Source organism: uncultured Campylobacter sp. (assembly GCF_938040115.1).
Classification (GTDB): domain Bacteria; phylum Campylobacterota; class Campylobacteria; order Campylobacterales; family Campylobacteraceae; genus Campylobacter_A.
This window is the reverse complement of sequence record NZ_CALHXD010000253.1, coordinates 1-18,530: the sequence shown is the minus strand read 5'-3', so window position 1 is coordinate 18,530 and position 18,530 is coordinate 1. Positions and strand designations below refer to the sequence as shown.

The window sequence follows — 18,530 nt, the reverse complement described above, 5'->3', positions numbered from 1 at the left end:
CCAGCGCCAAATATCCACGTCTATAAAGACAGCCTCGCAGCAAGCCTAGAGGGTAAAAATCTAAACTCGCATCTAAACTTTCCAAAAGGCGAAATTTACGACGAGCGCGAGGTTTATACGGGCAAATTTAGCCTTTTTGTGCCGATAAATTTACTAAAAGGGCTTAGCGGCGGCGAAAATTTCACCCTAAAGCTCGAATACCAAGGCTGCGCCAAAGACGGCATCTGCTACCAACCGCAAGTACTCAAATTTAGCGTCAAAAAGGGTCTTAGCGGCTACTCGGTTGCACAGATCATAGAGGCCGCCGAGCCTGAATTTGCCGGCTCGCAGGCGCCGCTCTCCGAGCAAGACTCCATCGCCGCAAGCCTTAGCAGCGCAAATTTCCTCCTCTCGCTCGCCACGTTTTTTGGCTATGGGCTGCTACTATCGCTCACGCCTTGCATATTTCCGATGATACCGATCCTATCATCTATCATCGTCTCAAAGCAAGCTAACGGCACGCACGGCGGCAAAAACGGCGGTGTAAATTTAAGCGCGCCAGACGAAACTTCGGCCAAATTTGATAGCGACAACCCGCACGCTAAAAAGGACAAAAACAAAAACTCGCGCGCTACGAGCGGCTTTTTCCTATCTCTTATCTACGTTTTTGCGATGGCGTGCGCCTACGCGGTCGCAGGCGTGGCGGCTAGCGTTTTTGGCTCGGGCGTGCAAAGCGCGCTGCAAACCCCGGCCGTACTGATCGGTTTTAGCCTCGTTTTCGTCGCGCTCGCGCTTTCGATGTTCGGACTTTACGAACTTCAGATGCCCCTTGCCATGCAAAACGCGCTTAGCAAAAAAGCCCAAAGCAAAGGCGGCATAATCGGCGTTTTTGCGATGGGATTTTTATCCGCGCTCATCGCTAGCCCATGCGTTGCCGCACCGCTTGCGGGCGCGCTGCTTTATATCACACAGAGTGGAAACGCGCTATTTGGCGGGCTTGCGCTCTTTACAATGGGACTTGGTATGGGTGTGCCGCTACTACTTATCGGTGCTAGCTCGGGTAAAATTTTACCGCGACCGGGTGCATGGATGGATAAAATCAAGACGCTTTTTGGCTTTATCATGCTGATAATGGCGGTCTGGCTGAGCGCACGCGTGCTGGGCGCTATGGCAGAGCTGCTGCTTTACGGCGTTATCGGCGTGTTTGCGAGCGTATTTTTCGGAGCTTTTGATGCGACAAAGGACGAGTACGGTGGCGGCAAAAAACTACTAAAAGGCACGGCGCTACTAGCCTTTATCTACTCCGTCTTGCTGATCGTTGGCTCGTTTTCTGGCGCAAAATCAGCGCTAAATCCGCTCGAAGGCTTTAAAAATGCAGGCGGCGCGGGCGTAAATTTGAGTAAAAATGAGCCAAATTTTATCGCCATCTCAAATTTGACCGAGCTAGAAAATGCGTTAAAAAGCTCGCTTAAACCAGTGCTGATCGACTTTTATGCGACTTGGTGCGCTAGCTGCAACGAGCTTGACGAGATCACTTTTAAAGACGAAGCTGTACTAAAAAAACTGGAAAATTTCACTCTTTTGCGAGTGGATGTGACGAAAAATAGCAGTGACGACGCGCAGATAATGAAAAAATTCGGACTCATCGGACCGCCTGCGATCCTATTTTTCCGCGCAGGTAGCCACATGCAAGACGAGCTAAAAAACGCGCGCCTCATCGGCTTTTATCCGCCCGAAAAATTTTTAGCCCATCTTGAAAAATTCGGGCTGTGAAATTTGCGTGGCGATTTTTACGGTTTTATTCTTGAAATTTGAGATAATTAAAGCTGATTTAAATTTCGCTCGCTATAATTTCGCCTATCGTTACCCTGTAGTTTAGTGGTAGAACTGCTGACTCTGGATCAGCTAACAGAGGTTCGAATCCTTTCAGGGTAACCACTTGATCTCATCTAAAATTCACAAAAAGTCCAAACCCTACTCCGCCGTCTTTGAAAATGCAAATATCCTTTTAAGCTTTACAAGCCCAAGCTTTACGCCGCTATATCTCATTATCTTTGCCATCTGCGTCCATCTAGGCTTTTCGTAGCACGGATGCGGGCATTTGCGGCAGCTTGGCTTAACATCGTGCGAACAGGCCAAAAGTCGCTCGTGAGCGTAGAAAAACAGCTGCTCGCACTCGGTGCAAAGCTGCATCTGCACGCTACGGTTTAGACTTTCGCCCTTATAAATTAGCTCCAAATTTATCTCACGCTTTGGCTCTAGCGCATGTTTGTCGCCGCAGTATGTTTGCAAAAATTTCGCCAAAGTCGTGACCTGCTCGGTAAATTTCTCATTCGTCATGCATTTTTCCTTTGGGCAAATTTACCAAATTTCTGGGATTTCGGCGTTAATCTAACTCAATGCCAAATTTCGCTCGCGCCCTTTGCAGATCCTCCTCGCAGTCGATACCGATGCTGTCGCTTTGCACTTCGAGCATGAGGATTTTCTCGCCGTTTGATAGAGCGCGCAGTTGCTCGAGCTTTTCGGTATTTTCGAGCGTCGACGGTGCAAATGAGCAAAATCTTTTCAAATTTGCCGCGCTATAGCCGTAGATACCCAGATGCGCCTTGTACGCGTCAAACGGTGCGCGGTCAAACGGGATGCGCGAGCGCGAAAAATAAAGCGCGTAGCCCGCGTCATCGGTCACGACCTTGACTAGGTTTTTATCGTCCGCTAGCTCGCTGCCGACAAATTTAAAACACGAAAACATAAACGCTCTCTCCGCGTTTTTCTCGCAAAATTCTCTAAATTTGACGATATTTTCAGGCTCGATAAAGGGCTCATCGGCCTGCACGTTTATGATTATCTCGCTATCTTTGACGCCGAGTATTCCCGCAGCTTCGTTGATGCGGTCGGTTCCGCTTTGATGCGCCTGGCTCGTCATCACGGCTTTAAAGCCGAATTTTTGCGCGATCTGCGCCACGCCCTCGTCGTCTGCGGCGATGGCGACCTCATCAGCCGCGCTCACCCTGCGCGCCGTAGCGACGAACATCGGCACGCCGTTTATCTCGCGTAAAATTTTATTGGGCATTCGCGTCGAGGCGAGCCTTGCCGGAATGATGATCATCGCTCGATCCAGGCTAAAATTTTAGCTTCTATTTCGCTCTTTGCGGCGATTTCATTATGCACGGCGGCTTTTGTAAAGAGCGATTTTATCGCGCCTGGCACTTCGTCGTTAAACTCCGCCGCCAAGGCCTCAAGCCCGCTTTTTTCGTCTTTTAGCGTTTCGTTTTTTAGCGCCTTAAACATACTCGGAGCAAATTTGACCCAGTGTGCGGTCGACGTTATCACGGACGGGCGCGCTAAATTCGCCGCCGCTTTAAAGCATGTAGCCGTGTGCGGATCGACGGCGACGCCCTTTGCCGCCCACCCTTTTATGTATTTCTCGCACTCCTCGTCGCTGCAAAAATCAGCGTCAAAGTCCTCTTTTAGCGCGTCTAGCTCGCTATTTGAAAGCTCGTAAAAGCCATCGCTTGCGAGACTATCCATCAGTTCCTTAGTTCGCACGGCGCCGAATTTATCAAAAAGCAGCCTCTCGACGTTTGATGAAACCAGGATATCCATCGCCGGGCTGATCGTTTTAACTAGGCTTTTGCCGCGCAGATCATATCGCCCCTGCGTGAAAAACTCGGTCAGGATGTTGTTTGCGTTTGAGACGATTTTGATTTTGCCGATTTTTGCGCCCATTTTTTTAGCGTAGTATGCGCCCAGAGCGTTGCCGAAGTTACCACTAGGCACTACGATGTCAAATTCACCCTTTAGCGCGCCCGTTTTTAGCAGATAGACGTGGGCGAAAACGTGATAGATGATCTGAAATAAAATCCGCCCGAAATTTACCGAATTTGCCGCCGAGAGCGAGAGTCCGGCAGCGCTTAGACGCTCTTTAAATTTCTCGCTAGCTAGCAGGCTTTTTAGCGCACGCTGCGCATCGTCGAAGTTGCCCTCGATGCCGATTACTTTGAGGTTTGCGGCGTCTGCGTTTATCATTTGTAGGCGCTGTACCTCGCTAGTGCCGTCTTTTGGATAGAGGCAGACGACTTTGACGCCCGGTGCGTCCGCAAAAGTCTCTAACGTCGCAGGCCCCGTGTCGCCGCTAGTCGCGCACATTATGAGGTATTTTTCGCCTCTTTTTGCAGCCAGCTCGCTAAGCAGCGCGCCAAACGGCTGCAGCGCCATATCCTTAAACGCGCGCGTAGGTCCGTGATAAAGCTCGTTTACGTAGAGGTTTTCGCCGATTTTTCGCACCTGCACGGGATTTTGCGGATCGTCAAATCTCTCATACCGCTTCACCGCCCTCTCAAACATCGCCGCATCAGCGTCAAATCCAAATTTCTCTATGATTTTTAGAGCGATTTGCGCGTAGCTTAAATTTACCGCCTCCGCAAAGAAATTTGCGTCCAACCGCGGTAGCTGCGTCGGTGCGTAAAGCCCGCCGTGAGCGGAGCTGGGGCTTAGTAGCGCCTGGCTAAATTCTACGCTTTTTAGGCTCTCGCCCGCATTCGCTCTAGTTTGAAATAACTTCATTTACTTTCCTTTTTTATCCATTTTTTGTATTTTTTACTAGCTTTGTCCGCCTTAAAAGCGACTATTTCAGGCAGCTCGTAGTCGTGGTACCGCGCAATAAATTTAGCGATTTTTTTAAATTTAACCGCGGTTTTTATGAGTAAAACTCGCTCCTTTTCGTCCTTTATCTCGCCGTCCCAAAAATAAACGCTATTTGCCTTAAAAACGCTAACACAGGCGGCAAATTTAGCTTTAACGAGCTTTTTGGCTAGAGCTTTGGCTGCAGCCTTATCGGCACAAGAGGTTAGTATAAATTTCATTTAAAGCGTCCTAAATTTTTAGGAGATTATAGAATTTTCTCTTTGATAATTCGTTTAAATTTACCCGCCAGTGTCGTTTTTAGCGCGATAACGGATAGCGGCAAGCCAAACTCCTCCATCTTTACGGCGTCTTTTCGCGTAACCAAAAGCGAGGTCGCGGCGTAGCGCTCTAGGATACTCGCTAGCTCGTCCCGCGAAAACGCGTAGTGATCGGGATAAATATCGCGTCCCACGCAAAGGCTAAAATAAGGCTCCAAGCGCTGCGGATTTGCGATAGCGGTCACTAAAACCATCTTTGTAGTTTGATTTATTATTTCGCTCTCTCGAGTAAAGTCCTCGCCCTCTTTTACGACGTAGTCGGCTTTAGCGTAAAATTTACTCGGGTAGCGATACGCGCCGCTAGGCAGGACGAAATCAAAATAGGGCTTTGCCGATGGGCGGATCAGGACGTTAAATTTTTTGATATGAAATTTACCAAAGCCGTCATCGAGCAGCACGTATTTTGCGCCCATTTTTTTGGCCTCATTTATGGCGATATCGCGGTTTTCGCTCACGATGACGTTTGCGTTTTTTACGCTTTTTGCGTACTCCATCGCCTCGTCGCCGCTAGCCGTGACGCCCACTAAAATTTCGCCCGAGATAGCGACTTTTATGAGTCCTTTTGAAGCTCTACCGTAGCCTCGCAGCACGACGCAGCCGCCCTCAAATTCGTTTAATATAGAAATACCCAGCGGCGTCTTTCCGCTACCGCCTAGGGTTAAATTTCCGACGCTGATAATCGGTATGCCAAAATCCAAAGTTTTGCTAAATTTAGACTTTAAAGTCACGCCCGCGCAGTAAATCCAACTAAGCGGCAAAAGCGCGATAGCTAGGCACTTTTGCCATAAATTTGGAGAGTAAAAATAATCCTGCGCAAAGGCGTAAATTTTCCTTTTAAACACGCGTTTTGGCTACTTCTCGCACGCTCTCGCAGATATAGGCAACCTCTTCGTCGCTAAGCGCGTTGTAAACGGGCAGCGAAAGCACCTGCTGATAGGTTTTTAGCGCATTCGGGAATGAATTTACTTTAAGCCCGTATTTGCTTTTATAGTAGCTCAAAAGGTGCATCGGCTTGTAGTGAAGCGCCGTGTGGATGCCGCGCTCTAGCAGCTCCTTCGCAAACCCGTCGCGGTTTTTGTCGATCTTGATGATGTACTGGATATAGACGTGGTCGCGCTTTTTGATCGGTAGCGAGACGTGCGGGCAGCCTGCGAGCTCTTTGTCGTAGATGGCGGCGATCTGTCTGCGTCGCGCGATAAATTTATCCGTCTTTTCAAACTGCGCCACCGCATACGCCGCGCAAAGCCCCGTTAGATCATACTTCACGCCGATATCTACGACGTCGTAGACGTAGCCTAGGTTGCCGTCTTTATCTATGCCGCCATTCACGATCGCGTGGTTTCGCAGTAGTCTAGCGCGCTCGGCGATGGCATCGTCGTCCGTTAGCATAAAGCCGGCCGTCGCGATAGGGTTTGTGAGCTGCGAATGCACGTTAAAGCAAGAGATAAGCGAGCGGTCGTCAGAGCCGATTTTTACGCCGTTATAGGTTAGGCCGACGGACTTACCAGCATCATCGAGCACCTTTACGTCGTACTCCCGCGCGATAGCGTAGATCTCGTCCATATCAGAAGCTTGCCCTCCGACGTGATTTACAAAGATACCTTTTAGCTTTTTGTGATTATGCACTTTTAGCGTATCTCGCAACGACTGGGGGTTCATATTAAAGTCGTCTTCGTTGATATCGACGAATATAGGCTCGGCATCAAAATGCCTGATTGCCTGCGCCACGCTCGGGGTGGAGTTTACCGAGCAGATGATCTTGTCGCCGCGTTTTAGATCCATCGAGCAAAGCGCCAAATGGTGAGCAGCGCTATTGTTATTGGTCGTAACGGCATGTTTTACGCCAAAATACTCCCTAAGCTCGGACTCCAGCCTCTCCACGATCACCGAACCGTGGTCTTTTAGAGCCTCTTTTATGAGCGTAATCTCGGCCTCGTCGATAGTAGGTCTATAAAACGCTACCTCTTCCATTGCGCCTCCTTGTTTTTTTTTATTTTTTCTTACCTTCTGCGTTTCTTTTTTTATTTTTAAATTTATTTTGCTGCCAAATTTACGGCAGTTTTATCTATTTTTACTTTCAGAAAAATCATCGCGACTTTGCTGCCAAATTTAACGCATCTCAAAGCCGAGTAAATTTGACGCCGAATCAGTCATCAAATTTCACCGTTTTTGACTTTCAAAACCTCAGCCAAATTTATCGCCGTAGCCGTAAATTTAGCTCAAATTTTACTCGCCGTCCAAGCTAGCAATCGGCGGCAACGAGAGTTTAAATTTATTTGCTCTCATCCTTGAAAATATAGTCGCGACGAGTTTTGGGTCAAATTCGCACGCCAGCTCGGCCTCGCTTTTACTCTGCGCCAAACGCAAAACCTCGTCTAGCCGCTCATAGCTGTAGCCTATATCGGCTTCATCGCTTTGCCCTTCCCAAAGGTCGGCGGACGGGGCTTTTACGATGATTTTTTCATCGATGCCAAGCTCTTTAGCCAGCTCGTAAATTTCAGTCTTAAAAAGCTCGCCGATCGGATTTAGCGCGCACGCCATATCGCCGTAGATCGTACCGTATCCAAGAAGGCGTTCGCTTTTGTTGCTCGTGCCGACCACTAGCGCATTTACCTTTGCCGAATAATCATAAAGCAGGCACATCCTGGCTCTTGCGCTTAGGTTTCCAATGCGCAAATTTGACAGCGGCTCGCCGATCTGCGCGGTAAAGCTATCCAAAATCGGCTGGATTTCGATGATTTTATGCGTTATTTTTAGATCTTCGCAAAGCTTTAGCGCGTCGCTTAAATTTCGCTCGTTCGAGTACTTCGTCGGCATCAAAAGTGCATGCGTTTCAAAGCCCGTGCGCGCGCAAAGAGCGGCTACGACGGCAGAGTCTAGACCGCCGCTAACGCCCAAAACAAAACCCTTTGCGCCGCTTTTTTGGAGGTAGCTCGTCAAAAACTCGGTTAGCTTCAGGCTGATTTGCGAATAATTTTTCATAACGATTATCACCAATAAATTTAAATTCTAAAATATTATACAATTTTTTTATAAAATTTAACTTTTAAGCTTAAAAAATATACAATTTATTTTAATTAAATTTTATAAAAGGACAAACGTGAGAATTTTTTCAAAACCATGCGGAGATTATCAAACCAACTGCTATGTAGTATCCAAAAATGGGCACGATATTATCATTGATCCAGGTCAAGATTCATATGACCTTGTCGTAAAAAATTCACACGCGCCGCTCACTATTTTAAACACTCACGGGCATTCTGATCACGTTCTTGACAATGTTAGCTTAAAAAATTTTTTTAATGTTCCGGTCTATATCCATAAAGACGATAATTTCATGCTTCATGACGATCTTTGGGATGCAGGGCAGCAGCCGATGCACGACGCAATCTGTGTAGGCGGAGCGAAATTTGAGGACGTTAAATTTAACATAGAGGACTTTGAGATCGAGTTTATGCACTTTCCGGGACATACGCCAGGATGCTGTATGGTGCGCGTGGACGACGTTATCTTTAGCGGAGATTTTTTGTTTAGAGGCTCGATCGGGCGCTATGATTTTCCGTTTTCAAATGCCGAGGATATGCACCAAAGCCTACTAAAATGTAAAAATTTGCAAGGCGATTTTGTACTGTATCCAGGTCACGGCGACAAAACGACGCTAAAAGCTGAGCGTGCAAATTTAGATTTTTGGATAAATATGATCGGTAGGGAGATGAGATTTTAACGGGTCAAATTTGAGCTTTTAAGATTTTTTAAAAACGCATTAAATTTAAAGCGGTCAAGCCAAACAAAACGGCAAATTTGGCGTTAAATTTATGCTGGTTTTCCCAAAATACCGCCAAAAAACGGCATAAAATCAAATTTAAAAGAAAAGGCGGCGCAAATTTACCGCGCCGCCAAATTTCATCAAATTTGACCGAGCTTACGCGTTTTGCTTCGCCTCTTCTTTGCGTTTTGCTTCGTTTCGTCTTTGCGCGGCTTGTTTTTGGAGATTTGTTTTGTAAATTTTAAAGATATGATCCTCTAAAATCACAACCTGAAAAGTCCCCTCAAACACCTTTATATCGTTCGTCGTGCCAGTTACCCGCACCTCGCGCTTTTTGCTCTCGTTAAAGTGCGAGCGCGCGTCAAATTCGATCGCTTCGTTTAGCTTGGTCGGAGCGAAAAAATGTATCTTAGCCCCGATAACCACGCTAAAAGTCTCATTGACCGCCGCCATCGCCGCGTAGCTAGCCGCAGAGAAAACAAATCCGCTGTGTATGAGCCCCTCGCTATCGGCGACCATGTCGCTAGTGGCGAAAAAGCGCGTTTTGGCGCGGTTTGACTCGAGCTGCGTCACGGCGCCACTAAGACCGATTTTTATATTCGGCGAGGTTTTTAGTTCGTTGCGAAACGGATTTTCGTCCTCTGGCAGAACAACCCCGTCGCTACTGTTGTCGTCGTAGATATTTTCGTCCATTTTTCACCTTTTTATACGCTTAGTTTTAGATAGACCCGTTTTGGCGCGGGATAGCCCTCGACCGTGCGCGCCGGGTCTGTGGGGTCGAGGAAATCGCCCAAACTCTGACCCAAGATCCACTCCGTTTTTCGTTGCTCGTGCGCGTCCGTCGGCTTTGTGGCTAAAATTTGCGCGTCTTTAAAATTTGCCCTCTCGCACCAGTTTAAAAGCGCGCTAATAGTCGGCACGAAGTAGATATTTGGTATCTTTGAGTATGTATTTTTAGGGCTCAGGGCAAAATCGCCCTCCATATCAAGATACATCGTGTCCAAAAATAGCTCGCCGCCCGCATTTAACGCGCCTTTTAGTTCTTTTAGCGTACGCACGGGATCGCTTCTGTGATAGAGCACGCCAAGACAAAAGAGCACGTCAAATTTGACGCCGTAGTGCGGCAGATGCTCGACGCCTAGCAGCTCGTACTCTATACCTGAGCGCGCGAACGCGTCGATAAATTTAAACTGCAAAAAACTCATAACGCCAGGATCAAGGCCGATCAGCTTTTTCGGGTGCTGGAGCAACATACGAAAGAGATAGTAGCCGTTGTTGCAGCCGATATCGCCCACGACCTTGTCCGCTAGATCCATGTGCGGCGCGAGTAGGTTAAATTTGACAAAACTCCTCCACTCGCTGTCGATAAAGATATCGTCTATCTTAAACGGTCCCTTGCGCCACGAGCGTAAATTTAGCGCCGTTTGCAGCGTCTCTTCGCGCTCTTTGGAGGTTAAATTTGCGTTTATCTCGACTGTATCGTCAAATTTAAGCTCAAATTCGTGCCCCTTAAATTTAGCCGCCAGCTCCTCTATCTCACGCATCAAAGGCGCGTAGGTTTTGCCCGCCAGCTCCCTAGCCTTCGCCGCTCTAGCCGCTTCTAAGCTCATCACTCCGTCCAGTCGATGATGTTTTTAGGGCACTCTTTGTGATAGACGCCCGTCGCGTCGTAGTACTCCTTGCACTCGTTGTAGTACTTCGTCGTCACGCCGCGATCGTTTAAAAACACACAACCGCCAAGCATAGCTGCCAGAGCCGAAAAAAATAAAATTTGCGCTAGAGTTTTCATTTGAAAAATTTAGCGTGCTTTTTTTTCATGTATTCGACGACTTCGAGCACCTCGTCCACGCCCTCGGCACCCGAGTTTTCCAGCGCGTCGTCGATGCACTCGATGTACGTCTCGGCGGCGTCTTGCAGCCTATCCTTTTGCACGCCGGCATAATAAAGCATCGCCTCTAACATCATCGAAAGCTCGTAGCTTAGCTCGTCCACGGTAGGTTCTATTTCTTTCATTTTCTATCCTTGTAAAATCGTTTTTTTAGTTATTAGGTCGGTTATCTGCGCCTTTACGTTTTCATAGCTAAAGCTATCCTTAAAGCCCGCAAAAAGTCCGCCGCTAGCGTTCACGTGTCCACCACCGCCGACTAAATTTTTAGCCATCAAGCTCACGTCCGCCTTGCCGTTAGCGCGAAAGCTCAGAGTCTTTTTGCTCGTAATATCGATGAAAAAATCAATATCGGGGTTCGCGACTAAAAAATCATTACCTATAACCGAGGTGTTGCCGATATTGTAGGTCAAAATGCCGTTAAGATCGTTATATTTTATGCTAAATTTCTCTTTTTCCTCGCTTAGTTTTTTTACGACGAATGCTGAGATCAGATTGCTTAACGTATCGTTTTTATCCTCTTTGAAAAAGTCCTTTTTAAACCCGAAAATCGCCTCGTCAAGCCCGACATAGTCGTCTCCCGCGTCAAAAAACTCCCGCGCACGCTCGATAAGATAAAAAAGATAGCGCGAATTTTCAGCCTCAAACATCGTTTTATTTATCTCTTTTGCGTTTGCGACGAGTCCGAGTCCGACCTTGCCCATTTCAAAATTTACGTCGTCTTTTAGCCAGATATCGACTGCGTTTACGACGTCGCTAAAGTGATTTAGGCTAGCATCGACCCCGTAAATTTTAGAGAAAAAATCATGCGTGATCTTAGTCGCGCACCTTGAGCTATCTAAAAAATACCAGCTAAATTTGCTCGCGCACTCGGCTCCGCTTTGGTGGTGATCGAGGAGCAAAATTTTAGCGTTTTTATTTGCGATCGCCTTCTCGTAGACTTCGCACTGCTCCACGGTCAAATTTAGATCAGTTATCAGGATAAGCGCTTTTTCGTCATTTTTAGCCGCTTCGCCCTCGCCGCGATTTTCGGACGCATTTTGCGAGTTACCATTTTGCTCGCCGCTTAAATTTGACTGCGTCTGGGCTACGCTTTTATCCGAAATTTGAGCCAAAATTTGATCAAATTTCTCGTCGATCTCCTTGCCGTAGTTTGAGTTGTAAAATTTAACGTTTTTAAAATAGTGATTCGTTATTACCTGCGCGCCGTATCCGTCCAGATCGGTGTGCGAGAGGTGATGGATGGTCATTTTATTCCTTACAAATTTGATATTTCTATCGTGCCTAACGTCTCAAACGGCGTATTTGCCGCGACTTCGGCAAAGCTAAGCACCGTGATATCTATGGCGAAATTCGCGCAGATATCGGCGATAAATTTACGCAAGCTAGGCTCCACGCAAAGTATCATCGAGCCGTACTCCGAGATTGGCCGCTTCGCCCTCGCCTCGCGCAGAGCCTGCACGATCGCCGAGGTCTGTGAGACGTTTATCATCAGGTGATACGCGCCGTCTTTATACTGCACGGCGTCGATCAGCTTTTGCTGCGCGGCTGGCTCCATCACGTAGAAATTTAACCGCCCGCCCTCATCGACGTAAAGCGAAGTGATAGCGCGAGCAAGCGCGGTGCGGACGTGTTCGACGATCATATCGAGGTTCTTACTAACCTCGGCGATGTCGCTTAGCGCCTCTAGGATGCTTAACATATCTTTTATCGGGATGTGGTCTTTTAGCAGCGCTTTTAGCACCTTTTGGATCACTCCGATAGGCGCGATGCGCAGCGTATCCTCGACGATGACCGGGTATTCCGATTTTAGCTTATCCAGCAAATTTTGCGTCTCTTGGCGAGTTAGGAGCTCGGCGGCGTTTTGTTTTATCAGCTCGCTCATGTGCGTGGAGATGACGCTGGCGGGATCTACGATCGTGTAGCCGCTTAGTATCGCGTCCTCCTTCACGCTCGCATCGATCCATAAAGCATCAAGGCCAAATGCCGGCTCTTTAGTCGGGATGCCTTCGATGTTGTCGCTAACTAGCCCACTATCCATCGCGAGGAATTTATCCGCGTAAATTTCGCCCTGCCCGATCACGACGCCTTTTAGCTTGAAGCGGTATTCGTTGGGCGGTAGTTGGAGATTGTCGCGGATACGGATCTTTGGCATCAAAAAACCAAGCTGAGCCGCGATATTTCTGCGCATCGCTCGTATACGCTCGATGAGATCGGTCTCGGCGATCTTTAGCAGGCCGTAACCCAGATCAAGCTCTAAAATTTCAAGCTTTAAGATATCGCTTATCTTAGCTTCCTCTTCGCGAGCGATCTCTTCTTCGCTTTTTTTAGGAGGTTTGGGTGCGGCTTGGCCTTCTTCTTCGCCTTGGGTAGAGCTTGCACTTTGGGCCTTGGCGGTCAAATTTATCTTGCCCTCTTTTACCTCTTTCATTATAAAACCCATACTTAAAAACAGAAGCGAGATAAATCCGAGAGATAGCGTCGGAAGCCCGGGAACTAGAGCAAAGATAAATAGTATGAAGCCGACTATTAAAAGCGTTTTGTATTCGCCTAGCAGCTGCGTTAGCGAGCCCTCGGCGAAATTTTCATCGTCCTTGCTAGCGCGCGTGATGATGATCGCCGTGGCCGTCGAAGTGATGAGGCCCGGAATCTGGCTCACTAGACCGTCGCCGATCGTTAGGATCGTGTAGTTTTGCGCCGAGGTAGCCATATCTAGGCCGTACTGAAACGAACCGATGAGAAAGCCGCCGACGATGTTTATGATCGTGATGATGATGCCAGCGACAGCATCGCCTTTGATAAATTTAGACGAACCGTCCATCGCTCCGTAGAAATTCGCCTCGCCGATGATAGCTTCGCGGCGTTCTCTAGCTGTCTTTTCATCGATTAGACCGGCGTTTAGGTCGGCGTCTATCGCCATTTGCTTACCAGGCATCGCATCGAGCGTAAATCTCGCCTGCACCTCGCTCACGCGCGTCGAACCTTTGGTAACGACCATGAAATTTATAAGAACTAGGATCGTAAAGACGATCACGCCGATGACGTAGTTGCCGCCTACGACGAACTGCCCGAAGCTTGAGATTATCTCGCTCACGGCATCGGGACCGTTGTGTCCTTCGCTTAAAATCATGCGCGTGGTGGCTATGTTTAGCGAGAGTCTAAAAAGCGTGATGATGAGAATGAGCGTCGGAAATGTACTAAGGTCGGTCGGCTTTGGCACGTAAACGGCGATCAGGATGATGAGCACCGAAATAGAGATGGAAAGCGCAAGAAAAAAGTCCAAAACCGCGCTAGGAAGCGGCACGATGATGATCGCTAGGATGGCGATTATGACGCCGACGATCGTGAGCCCCCTAAACCTTACGATAGGCTCTAAAAACGGTGCGACCAGGGTTAGGATATTGCGCTTTTGTTTTGCCAAAATTTACTTCTTGATTATATTTGCTAACGTAATTGTATCTAAAAAATCGTCGATTTTAGACTGAAGCGCGCTAAACATCGGCCAAATTTGGCATATTCCGCCCTTACTAGAGGAGCAACTATCAGCCGAGATCGAGCACTCAAATACCGCCATTTTACGCTTTTCTGCGCTTTCGATTATTCTTTTTATGCTGATTTCTTCAGGCTTTTGCGCGAGCATAAATCCGCCGTTTGCGCCCTTAAACGAAACCAAAATTCCCTCTCTAGCCAAATTTTGCAAAATTTTAGCCAAAAAGCTTTTTGATATATCAAGCTCGCCCGACATCGTATCGACGTCCGAGGGAGCGTCTTTTTGCGCTATGTAAATCAGCGAAAGCAGCGCGTATTCGCTTGCTTTTGTCAAAAGCATAAATTCCCCTTAAATTTTTTGCGGATATTTTATTAAATTTTATCTGCAAATTTGATTAAATCAATATTTTTTAAAACAGGTGCCGCATTTTTTGATTTTTATGATATAATCGCCTTTTTTAATCTCACCAATCAGGAGGTCATTATGGCTTTGGATTCGGCTAAAAAAGCAGAAATTGTTGCGAAATTCGCTAGAAAAGAGAAAGATACGGGTTCTCCGGAAGTTCAAATCGCATTGCTAACAGCAAGAGTCGAGGAGCTAACCGAGCACCTAAAAATCTACAAAAAAGATCACTCGTCTCGCCTCGGACTACTTAAAATAGTTGGCCGCAGAAAACGCTTGATGAAATATCTAAAAGCTAAAGATTACGCAGCTTACACAAAAGTTATCGCTGAGCTAAATCTCAGAGATAAATAATCCTAAGCCCTAAATTTGGGGCTTTTCTTTCAAATTTTACTTTTTACACATTTTTAAATTTAACTCGGCAAATTTTAATTTCATAAAAACTTCTAGCAATAAAATCAAATTTACTATACTCTTACATTAAATTTGTTCAAATTTTCCAGCACGCTGCCAATAATGCCCAAAATTTTACCCTTATAACCTTGAGCTAACTACGCTAAAGTTATCTAAATAATTTTTTTTAACTCTACCCCTTGACAATTATCCGCTCAATGTTGTATAATGCGCCTAGCAATTTAAAGGAGAGAGTGCTAATATGATAAAGGTGAGCAAGCGAGATCTGATACTTGATTCTATCATTCAAGCTTATCTTAGCGACAACGCTCCAATCGGCTCTAGCGAGCTTGGTTCGCGCATGGCGATGTCGATCCCGGCCTCTACGATCAGAGTTTATTTTAAAAAGCTCTCCGACGAGGGCGCGATCACGCAGTTTCACGTTAGCGGCGGCAGGATACCGACGGCAGCGACAATGAGGGATTATTGGCGAGCTAGATTAAATTTCGATGAGACGCTAAATATCGCAAATCCAAGCCTGCTAAAGTTGCTAAGCGATGAATTTGAAATTTACGCGATGGTTTTTGAAAACAAAACCCAAACGCTAAACGAGGTCTTAAATTTAAACAATAGATTTTTGATTTTGAGCTTTAGCGAGGACGAGATAGCGCTCAAATTTAACTCGAAGGTAGAGAAATTTTTGAGCAATCTCATCGGCATAGACCTCGATAGGCTCGAGCTTACCTGTATGCAGGTGGGCCTAAACGAGCTAAGAAATAAGATAGCTGAGCTAAAGCGCAACAAAATTCGCTTTTTAGAAAACGAAAAGGTAGCGCTTGAAATTTTCGGCAAGAGCTTTAAAAACGCGCTAAGCCCTAGTCTTGAGATGGTTTTTGACTCAAATTTAGTCTTTTTCGGCGAAAATTACCTAGGCATGAAGCTTGGCGTAAATTTTGACGGCAAAGAGGCTAAAATGCTTTGCGCGGGCAGCATTTATAATGATTATGAAAGATTTTTAAACAACCTAAAGGAGGCGGCATGAACGAGAATGAAAACGTGGAACTTGAGCAGCAAATCCCGTCAAATTTTGACGAGAGTATCAGCTTTGAGGGCCTTGACGCAAAATACGTCGAGCTTCAAAAGCAGCTCGAGGAGCTAACGGATAAGTATTACAGAGCCAATGCGGACTTTGAAAACATCAAAAAGCGTTTTGAAAAGGAAAAAGCGGACATTGCGACATATGCAAACGAGAAATTTGCGCGGGATCTGCTTCCGGTGATAGACGCGCTTGAGATGGCGGTAAATTTTGAAACCGAAGGCGACGAATACGCGGCAAAAATCAAAGAAGGAATTTATATAACGATAGATCAGTTTAAAAAATGTTTCGAGAAAAACGGCATCACCGCGATCGAAGCGAACGAGGACTTTGATCCGAATTTCCACAATGCTATGCTGCAAGTAGAAAGCGAAGACGTGGAAAAAGGCAAGATCGTACAAGTGATACAAAAAGGTTACCTCATCAACGGCAGAGTTTTGCGCCCTGCGATGGTGTCGATAGCGAAGTAAAATTTGAAAGAAAAATTTAATAAAAAGGATAAACAATGGCAAAAGTAATAGGTATAGACCTAGGAACGACGAATTCATGCGTAAGCGTGTATGAGAGAGGCGAGAGCAAAGTAATCCCGAACAAAGAGGGTAAAAACACGACCCCTTCGGTCGTAGCGTTTACAGATAAGGGCGAAATTTTAGTAGGCGACAGCGCAAAACGCCAAGCCGTAACCAATCCTGAAAAAACCATATACTCTATCAAAAGAATAATGGGCCTAATGAGCAACGAGAAAAACGCGCAGGAAGCTAAAGCTAGGTTGCCGTACCACGTCGTAGATAGAAACGGTGCGTGCGCTATAGAGATCGCGGGCAAAGTCTACACTCCGCAAGAAATCTCGGCCAAAGTGCTAATGAAGCTAAAAGAGGATGCGGAAAGCTATCTGGGCGAAACGGTCGTAGACGCCGTCATCACGGTGCCTGCTTACTTTAACGACAGCCAAAGAAAAGCAACTAAAGAGGCCGGCACGATCGCTGGACTAAACGTGCTTCGTATCATAAACGAACCTACCGCGGCAGCTCTTGCTTACGGTCTAGATAAAAAAGAGTCCGAAAAGATCATGGTTTACGATCTAGGCGGCGGTACGTTTGACGTTACCGTACTAGAAACCGGCGATAACGTGGTCGAGGTTTTAGCTACCGGCGGTAACGCGTTTCTAGGCGGCGATGATTTCGATAACCGCCTAATCGACTGGCTAACGAGCGAATTTAAAAGCGACGCCGGCATCGATCTAAAAACCGACGTGATGGCTATGCAGCGCCTAAAAGAGGCAGCCGAAACGGCTAAAAAAGAGCTAAGCTCGGCTCAAGAAACGACGATAAATTTACCGTTCATCACAGCCGACGCTACGGGTCCAAAACACCTCACAAAAACGCTAACCAGAGCGAAATTTGAAGGTATGATCGAGGACCTAGTCGCTCAAACGATCACCAAGATAAACGAGGTCGTAAAAGACGCCGGCCTAAACAAATCCGATGTCAAAGAGATCGTCATGGTGGGCGGTTCGACGCGTGTGCCTTTAGTGCAAGAAGAGGTCAAAAAGGCGTTTGGCAAAGAGCTAAATAAAAGCGTAAATCCGGACGAAGTCGTAGCTATCGGCGCGGCGATCCAAGGCGCGGTCATCAAAGGCGACGTGAAGGACGTGTTACTCCTAGACGTCACTCCGCTAAGCCTAGGCATCGAGACTCTAGGCGGTGTGATGACAAAAATCATCGAAAAAGGCACGACTATCCCGGTTAAGAAAAATCAGGTATTTTCAACCGCCGAGGACAACCAAAGCGCCGTCACGATCCACGTACTACAAGGCGAGCGCGAATTTGCCCGCGACAACAAATCTTTGGGTCAGTTTAACCTAGAGGGCATCCCTGCCGCTCCTCGCGGAGTGCCTCAGATCGAAGTAGAGTTTGACATCGACGCCAACGGTATCCTAACGGTCTCAGCTAAAGATAAGGCTACAGGCAAAGCTCAAAATATCACGATCTCAGGCTCAAGCGGCCTAAGCGAAGACGAGATCAACAACATGGTCAAAGACGCTGAGCTACACAAAGAGGACGACAAAAAACGCAAAGACGCGGTCGAAGCGCGCAACCAAGCCGACGCGCTCGCGCACCAAACGCAAAAGAGCCTTGATGAGCTAGGCGAGAAAATCCCTGCCGAGGACAAAGAGCGCATCCAAAAGGCGCTTGACGAGCTAAAAGAGACGCTAAAAGACGAAAACGCGAGCAAAGAGCAGATCGACGCGAAGGTCAAAACTCTAAGCGAAGCCAGCCACAAGCTAGCCGAAGCGATGTATAAAAAAGACGGCGCCGCGGGCGAGCAAGCAAACGGCGGCAAGAAAAAAGACGACGACGTCATCGACGCCGAAGTCGAGTAAAATTTAGCCCTTGTTTTGGCAAGGGCTTCAAACTCAAATTTAATGTTTCAGCGTTTTTGCGCCTTTAAAATTACCCCGTCCGTTAAATTTGACGGGCGGTTTTTATAATTTTCTTTTAAATTTTACGCAATCCTAAATTTACAAATCTATTCAAATTTGACCCCGCAAAGCTTTA

20 protein-coding genes and 1 tRNA gene are annotated in these 18,530 nt (G+C 47.0%); 7 read left to right on the top strand and 14 right to left on the bottom strand.

The features are described 5' to 3' along the window. Both dsbD and Q0314_RS08520 read left to right on the top strand, forming a co-directional pair. On the top strand, positions 1-1,752 hold a 1,752-nt coding region (gene dsbD, locus Q0314_RS08525; RefSeq protein ID WP_298058246.1), incomplete at its 5' end, for a protein-disulfide reductase DsbD. Between the two features lie 91 nt (positions 1,753-1,843). Next, positions 1,844-1,917 (top strand) — tRNA-Gln (locus Q0314_RS08520). 36 nt (positions 1,918-1,953) lie between these two features. Here Q0314_RS08520 and Q0314_RS08515 read toward each other — a convergent pair. The 7 genes from Q0314_RS08515 to Q0314_RS08485 form a co-directional block, all read right to left on the bottom strand. Further along, positions 1,954-2,319 carry a nitrous oxide-stimulated promoter family protein gene (locus Q0314_RS08515; RefSeq protein ID WP_298058243.1) on the bottom strand — a complete coding sequence of 122 codons (366 nt, stop codon included), beginning with the start codon at positions 2,317-2,319 and terminating at the stop codon, positions 1,954-1,956. A gap of 46 nt (positions 2,320-2,365) precedes the next feature. Continuing rightward, complete coding sequence (gene kdsB / locus Q0314_RS08510; protein WP_298058241.1) at positions 2,366-3,085, bottom strand: 3-deoxy-manno-octulosonate cytidylyltransferase; 720 nt, start codon at positions 3,083-3,085, stop codon at positions 2,366-2,368. Further along, the gene (gene thrC, locus Q0314_RS08505) at positions 3,082-4,542 is read right to left on the bottom strand and encodes a threonine synthase (protein WP_298058239.1); all 1,461 of its coding nucleotides are present in this window, start codon (positions 4,540-4,542) and stop codon (positions 3,082-3,084) included. Before thrC ends, kdsB begins: the two co-directional genes overlap by 4 nt. Next, entirely contained in the window at positions 4,539-4,841 is a 303-nt protein-coding gene (gene cutA / locus Q0314_RS08500; protein WP_298058238.1) for a divalent cation tolerance protein CutA, read from the bottom strand. The genes thrC and cutA overlap by 4 nt, the downstream gene beginning before the upstream one ends. Before the next feature lie 26 nt (positions 4,842-4,867). Continuing rightward, entirely contained in the window at positions 4,868-5,782 is a 915-nt protein-coding gene (locus Q0314_RS08495) for a tetraacyldisaccharide 4'-kinase (protein ID WP_298058236.1), read from the bottom strand. Beyond that, positions 5,775-6,911, bottom strand: a complete 1,137-nt coding sequence (locus Q0314_RS08490; protein ID WP_298058234.1) for a DegT/DnrJ/EryC1/StrS aminotransferase family protein — start codon at positions 6,909-6,911, stop codon at positions 5,775-5,777. Before Q0314_RS08490 ends, Q0314_RS08495 begins: the two co-directional genes overlap by 8 nt. A 255-nt stretch (positions 6,912-7,166) precedes the next feature. Further along, on the bottom strand, positions 7,167-7,922 hold the full coding sequence (locus tag Q0314_RS08485; RefSeq protein WP_298058232.1) for an NAD+ synthase: 756 nt from the start codon (positions 7,920-7,922) through the stop codon (positions 7,167-7,169). Between the two features lie 118 nt (positions 7,923-8,040). On the opposite strand from Q0314_RS08485, the gene Q0314_RS08480 reads away from it, so the two are divergent. After that, a complete protein-coding gene (locus Q0314_RS08480; RefSeq protein ID WP_298058231.1) occupies positions 8,041-8,664 on the top strand; it encodes an MBL fold metallo-hydrolase in 624 nt (207 codons plus the stop codon). 198 nt (positions 8,665-8,862) lie between these two features. Here Q0314_RS08480 and Q0314_RS08475 read toward each other — a convergent pair whose 3' ends face one another. From Q0314_RS08475 to Q0314_RS08445, 7 genes are read right to left on the bottom strand one after another with little or no spacing between them, the layout of a single operon-like run. Then, positions 8,863-9,399, bottom strand: a complete 537-nt coding sequence (locus Q0314_RS08475) for a PaaI family thioesterase (protein ID WP_298058229.1) — start codon at positions 9,397-9,399, stop codon at positions 8,863-8,865. Between the two features lie 11 nt (positions 9,400-9,410). Next, positions 9,411-10,316 (bottom strand): tRNA 5-methoxyuridine(34)/uridine 5-oxyacetic acid(34) synthase CmoB, encoded by a 906-nt coding sequence (cmoB, locus tag Q0314_RS08470; RefSeq protein WP_298058228.1) that lies wholly within the window; start codon positions 10,314-10,316, stop codon positions 9,411-9,413. Further along, the gene (locus Q0314_RS08465; RefSeq protein WP_002946522.1) at positions 10,316-10,495 is read right to left on the bottom strand and encodes a hypothetical protein; all 180 of its coding nucleotides are present in this window, start codon (positions 10,493-10,495) and stop codon (positions 10,316-10,318) included. The genes cmoB and Q0314_RS08465 overlap by 1 nt, the downstream gene beginning before the upstream one ends. Continuing rightward, positions 10,492-10,719 carry a hypothetical protein gene (locus Q0314_RS08460; protein WP_298058226.1) on the bottom strand — a complete coding sequence of 76 codons (228 nt, stop codon included), beginning with the start codon at positions 10,717-10,719 and terminating at the stop codon, positions 10,492-10,494. Before Q0314_RS08460 ends, Q0314_RS08465 begins: the two co-directional genes overlap by 4 nt. 3 nt (positions 10,720-10,722) lie before the next feature. Next, positions 10,723-11,841: a 3'-to-5' oligoribonuclease B gene (locus Q0314_RS08455; protein WP_298058224.1), complete on the bottom strand. Its 1,119-nt coding sequence runs from the start codon at positions 11,839-11,841 to the stop codon at positions 10,723-10,725. An 8-nt stretch (positions 11,842-11,849) separates the two neighbouring features. Then, a complete protein-coding gene (gene flhA, locus Q0314_RS08450) occupies positions 11,850-14,012 on the bottom strand; it encodes a flagellar biosynthesis protein FlhA (protein WP_298058222.1) in 2,163 nt (720 codons plus the stop codon). Positions 14,013-14,015: 3 nt separating this feature from the next. Continuing rightward, on the bottom strand, positions 14,016-14,420 hold the full coding sequence (locus tag Q0314_RS08445) for an Rrf2 family transcriptional regulator (protein ID WP_298058220.1): 405 nt from the start codon (positions 14,418-14,420) through the stop codon (positions 14,016-14,018). 144 nt (positions 14,421-14,564) lie between these two features. Here Q0314_RS08445 and rpsO point away from each other — a divergent pair, with 144 nt between their 5' ends. The 4 genes from rpsO (at position 14,565) to dnaK (ending at position 18,355) form a co-directional block, all read left to right on the top strand. Then, a complete protein-coding gene (gene rpsO, locus Q0314_RS08440) occupies positions 14,565-14,837 on the top strand; it encodes a 30S ribosomal protein S15 (RefSeq protein ID WP_002952011.1) in 273 nt (90 codons plus the stop codon). 301 nt (positions 14,838-15,138) lie between these two features. Beyond that, on the top strand, positions 15,139-15,918 hold the full coding sequence (locus Q0314_RS08435) for an HrcA family transcriptional regulator (protein WP_298058218.1): 780 nt from the start codon (positions 15,139-15,141) through the stop codon (positions 15,916-15,918). Beyond that, complete coding sequence (gene grpE / locus Q0314_RS08430) at positions 15,915-16,442, top strand: nucleotide exchange factor GrpE (protein WP_002946505.1); 528 nt, start codon at positions 15,915-15,917, stop codon at positions 16,440-16,442. Before Q0314_RS08435 ends, grpE begins: the two co-directional genes overlap by 4 nt. A gap of 35 nt (positions 16,443-16,477) precedes the next feature. Next, positions 16,478-18,355: a molecular chaperone DnaK gene (gene dnaK / locus Q0314_RS08425; protein WP_298058216.1), complete on the top strand. Its 1,878-nt coding sequence runs from the start codon at positions 16,478-16,480 to the stop codon at positions 18,353-18,355. Positions 18,356-18,530 lie beyond the last annotated feature (175 nt).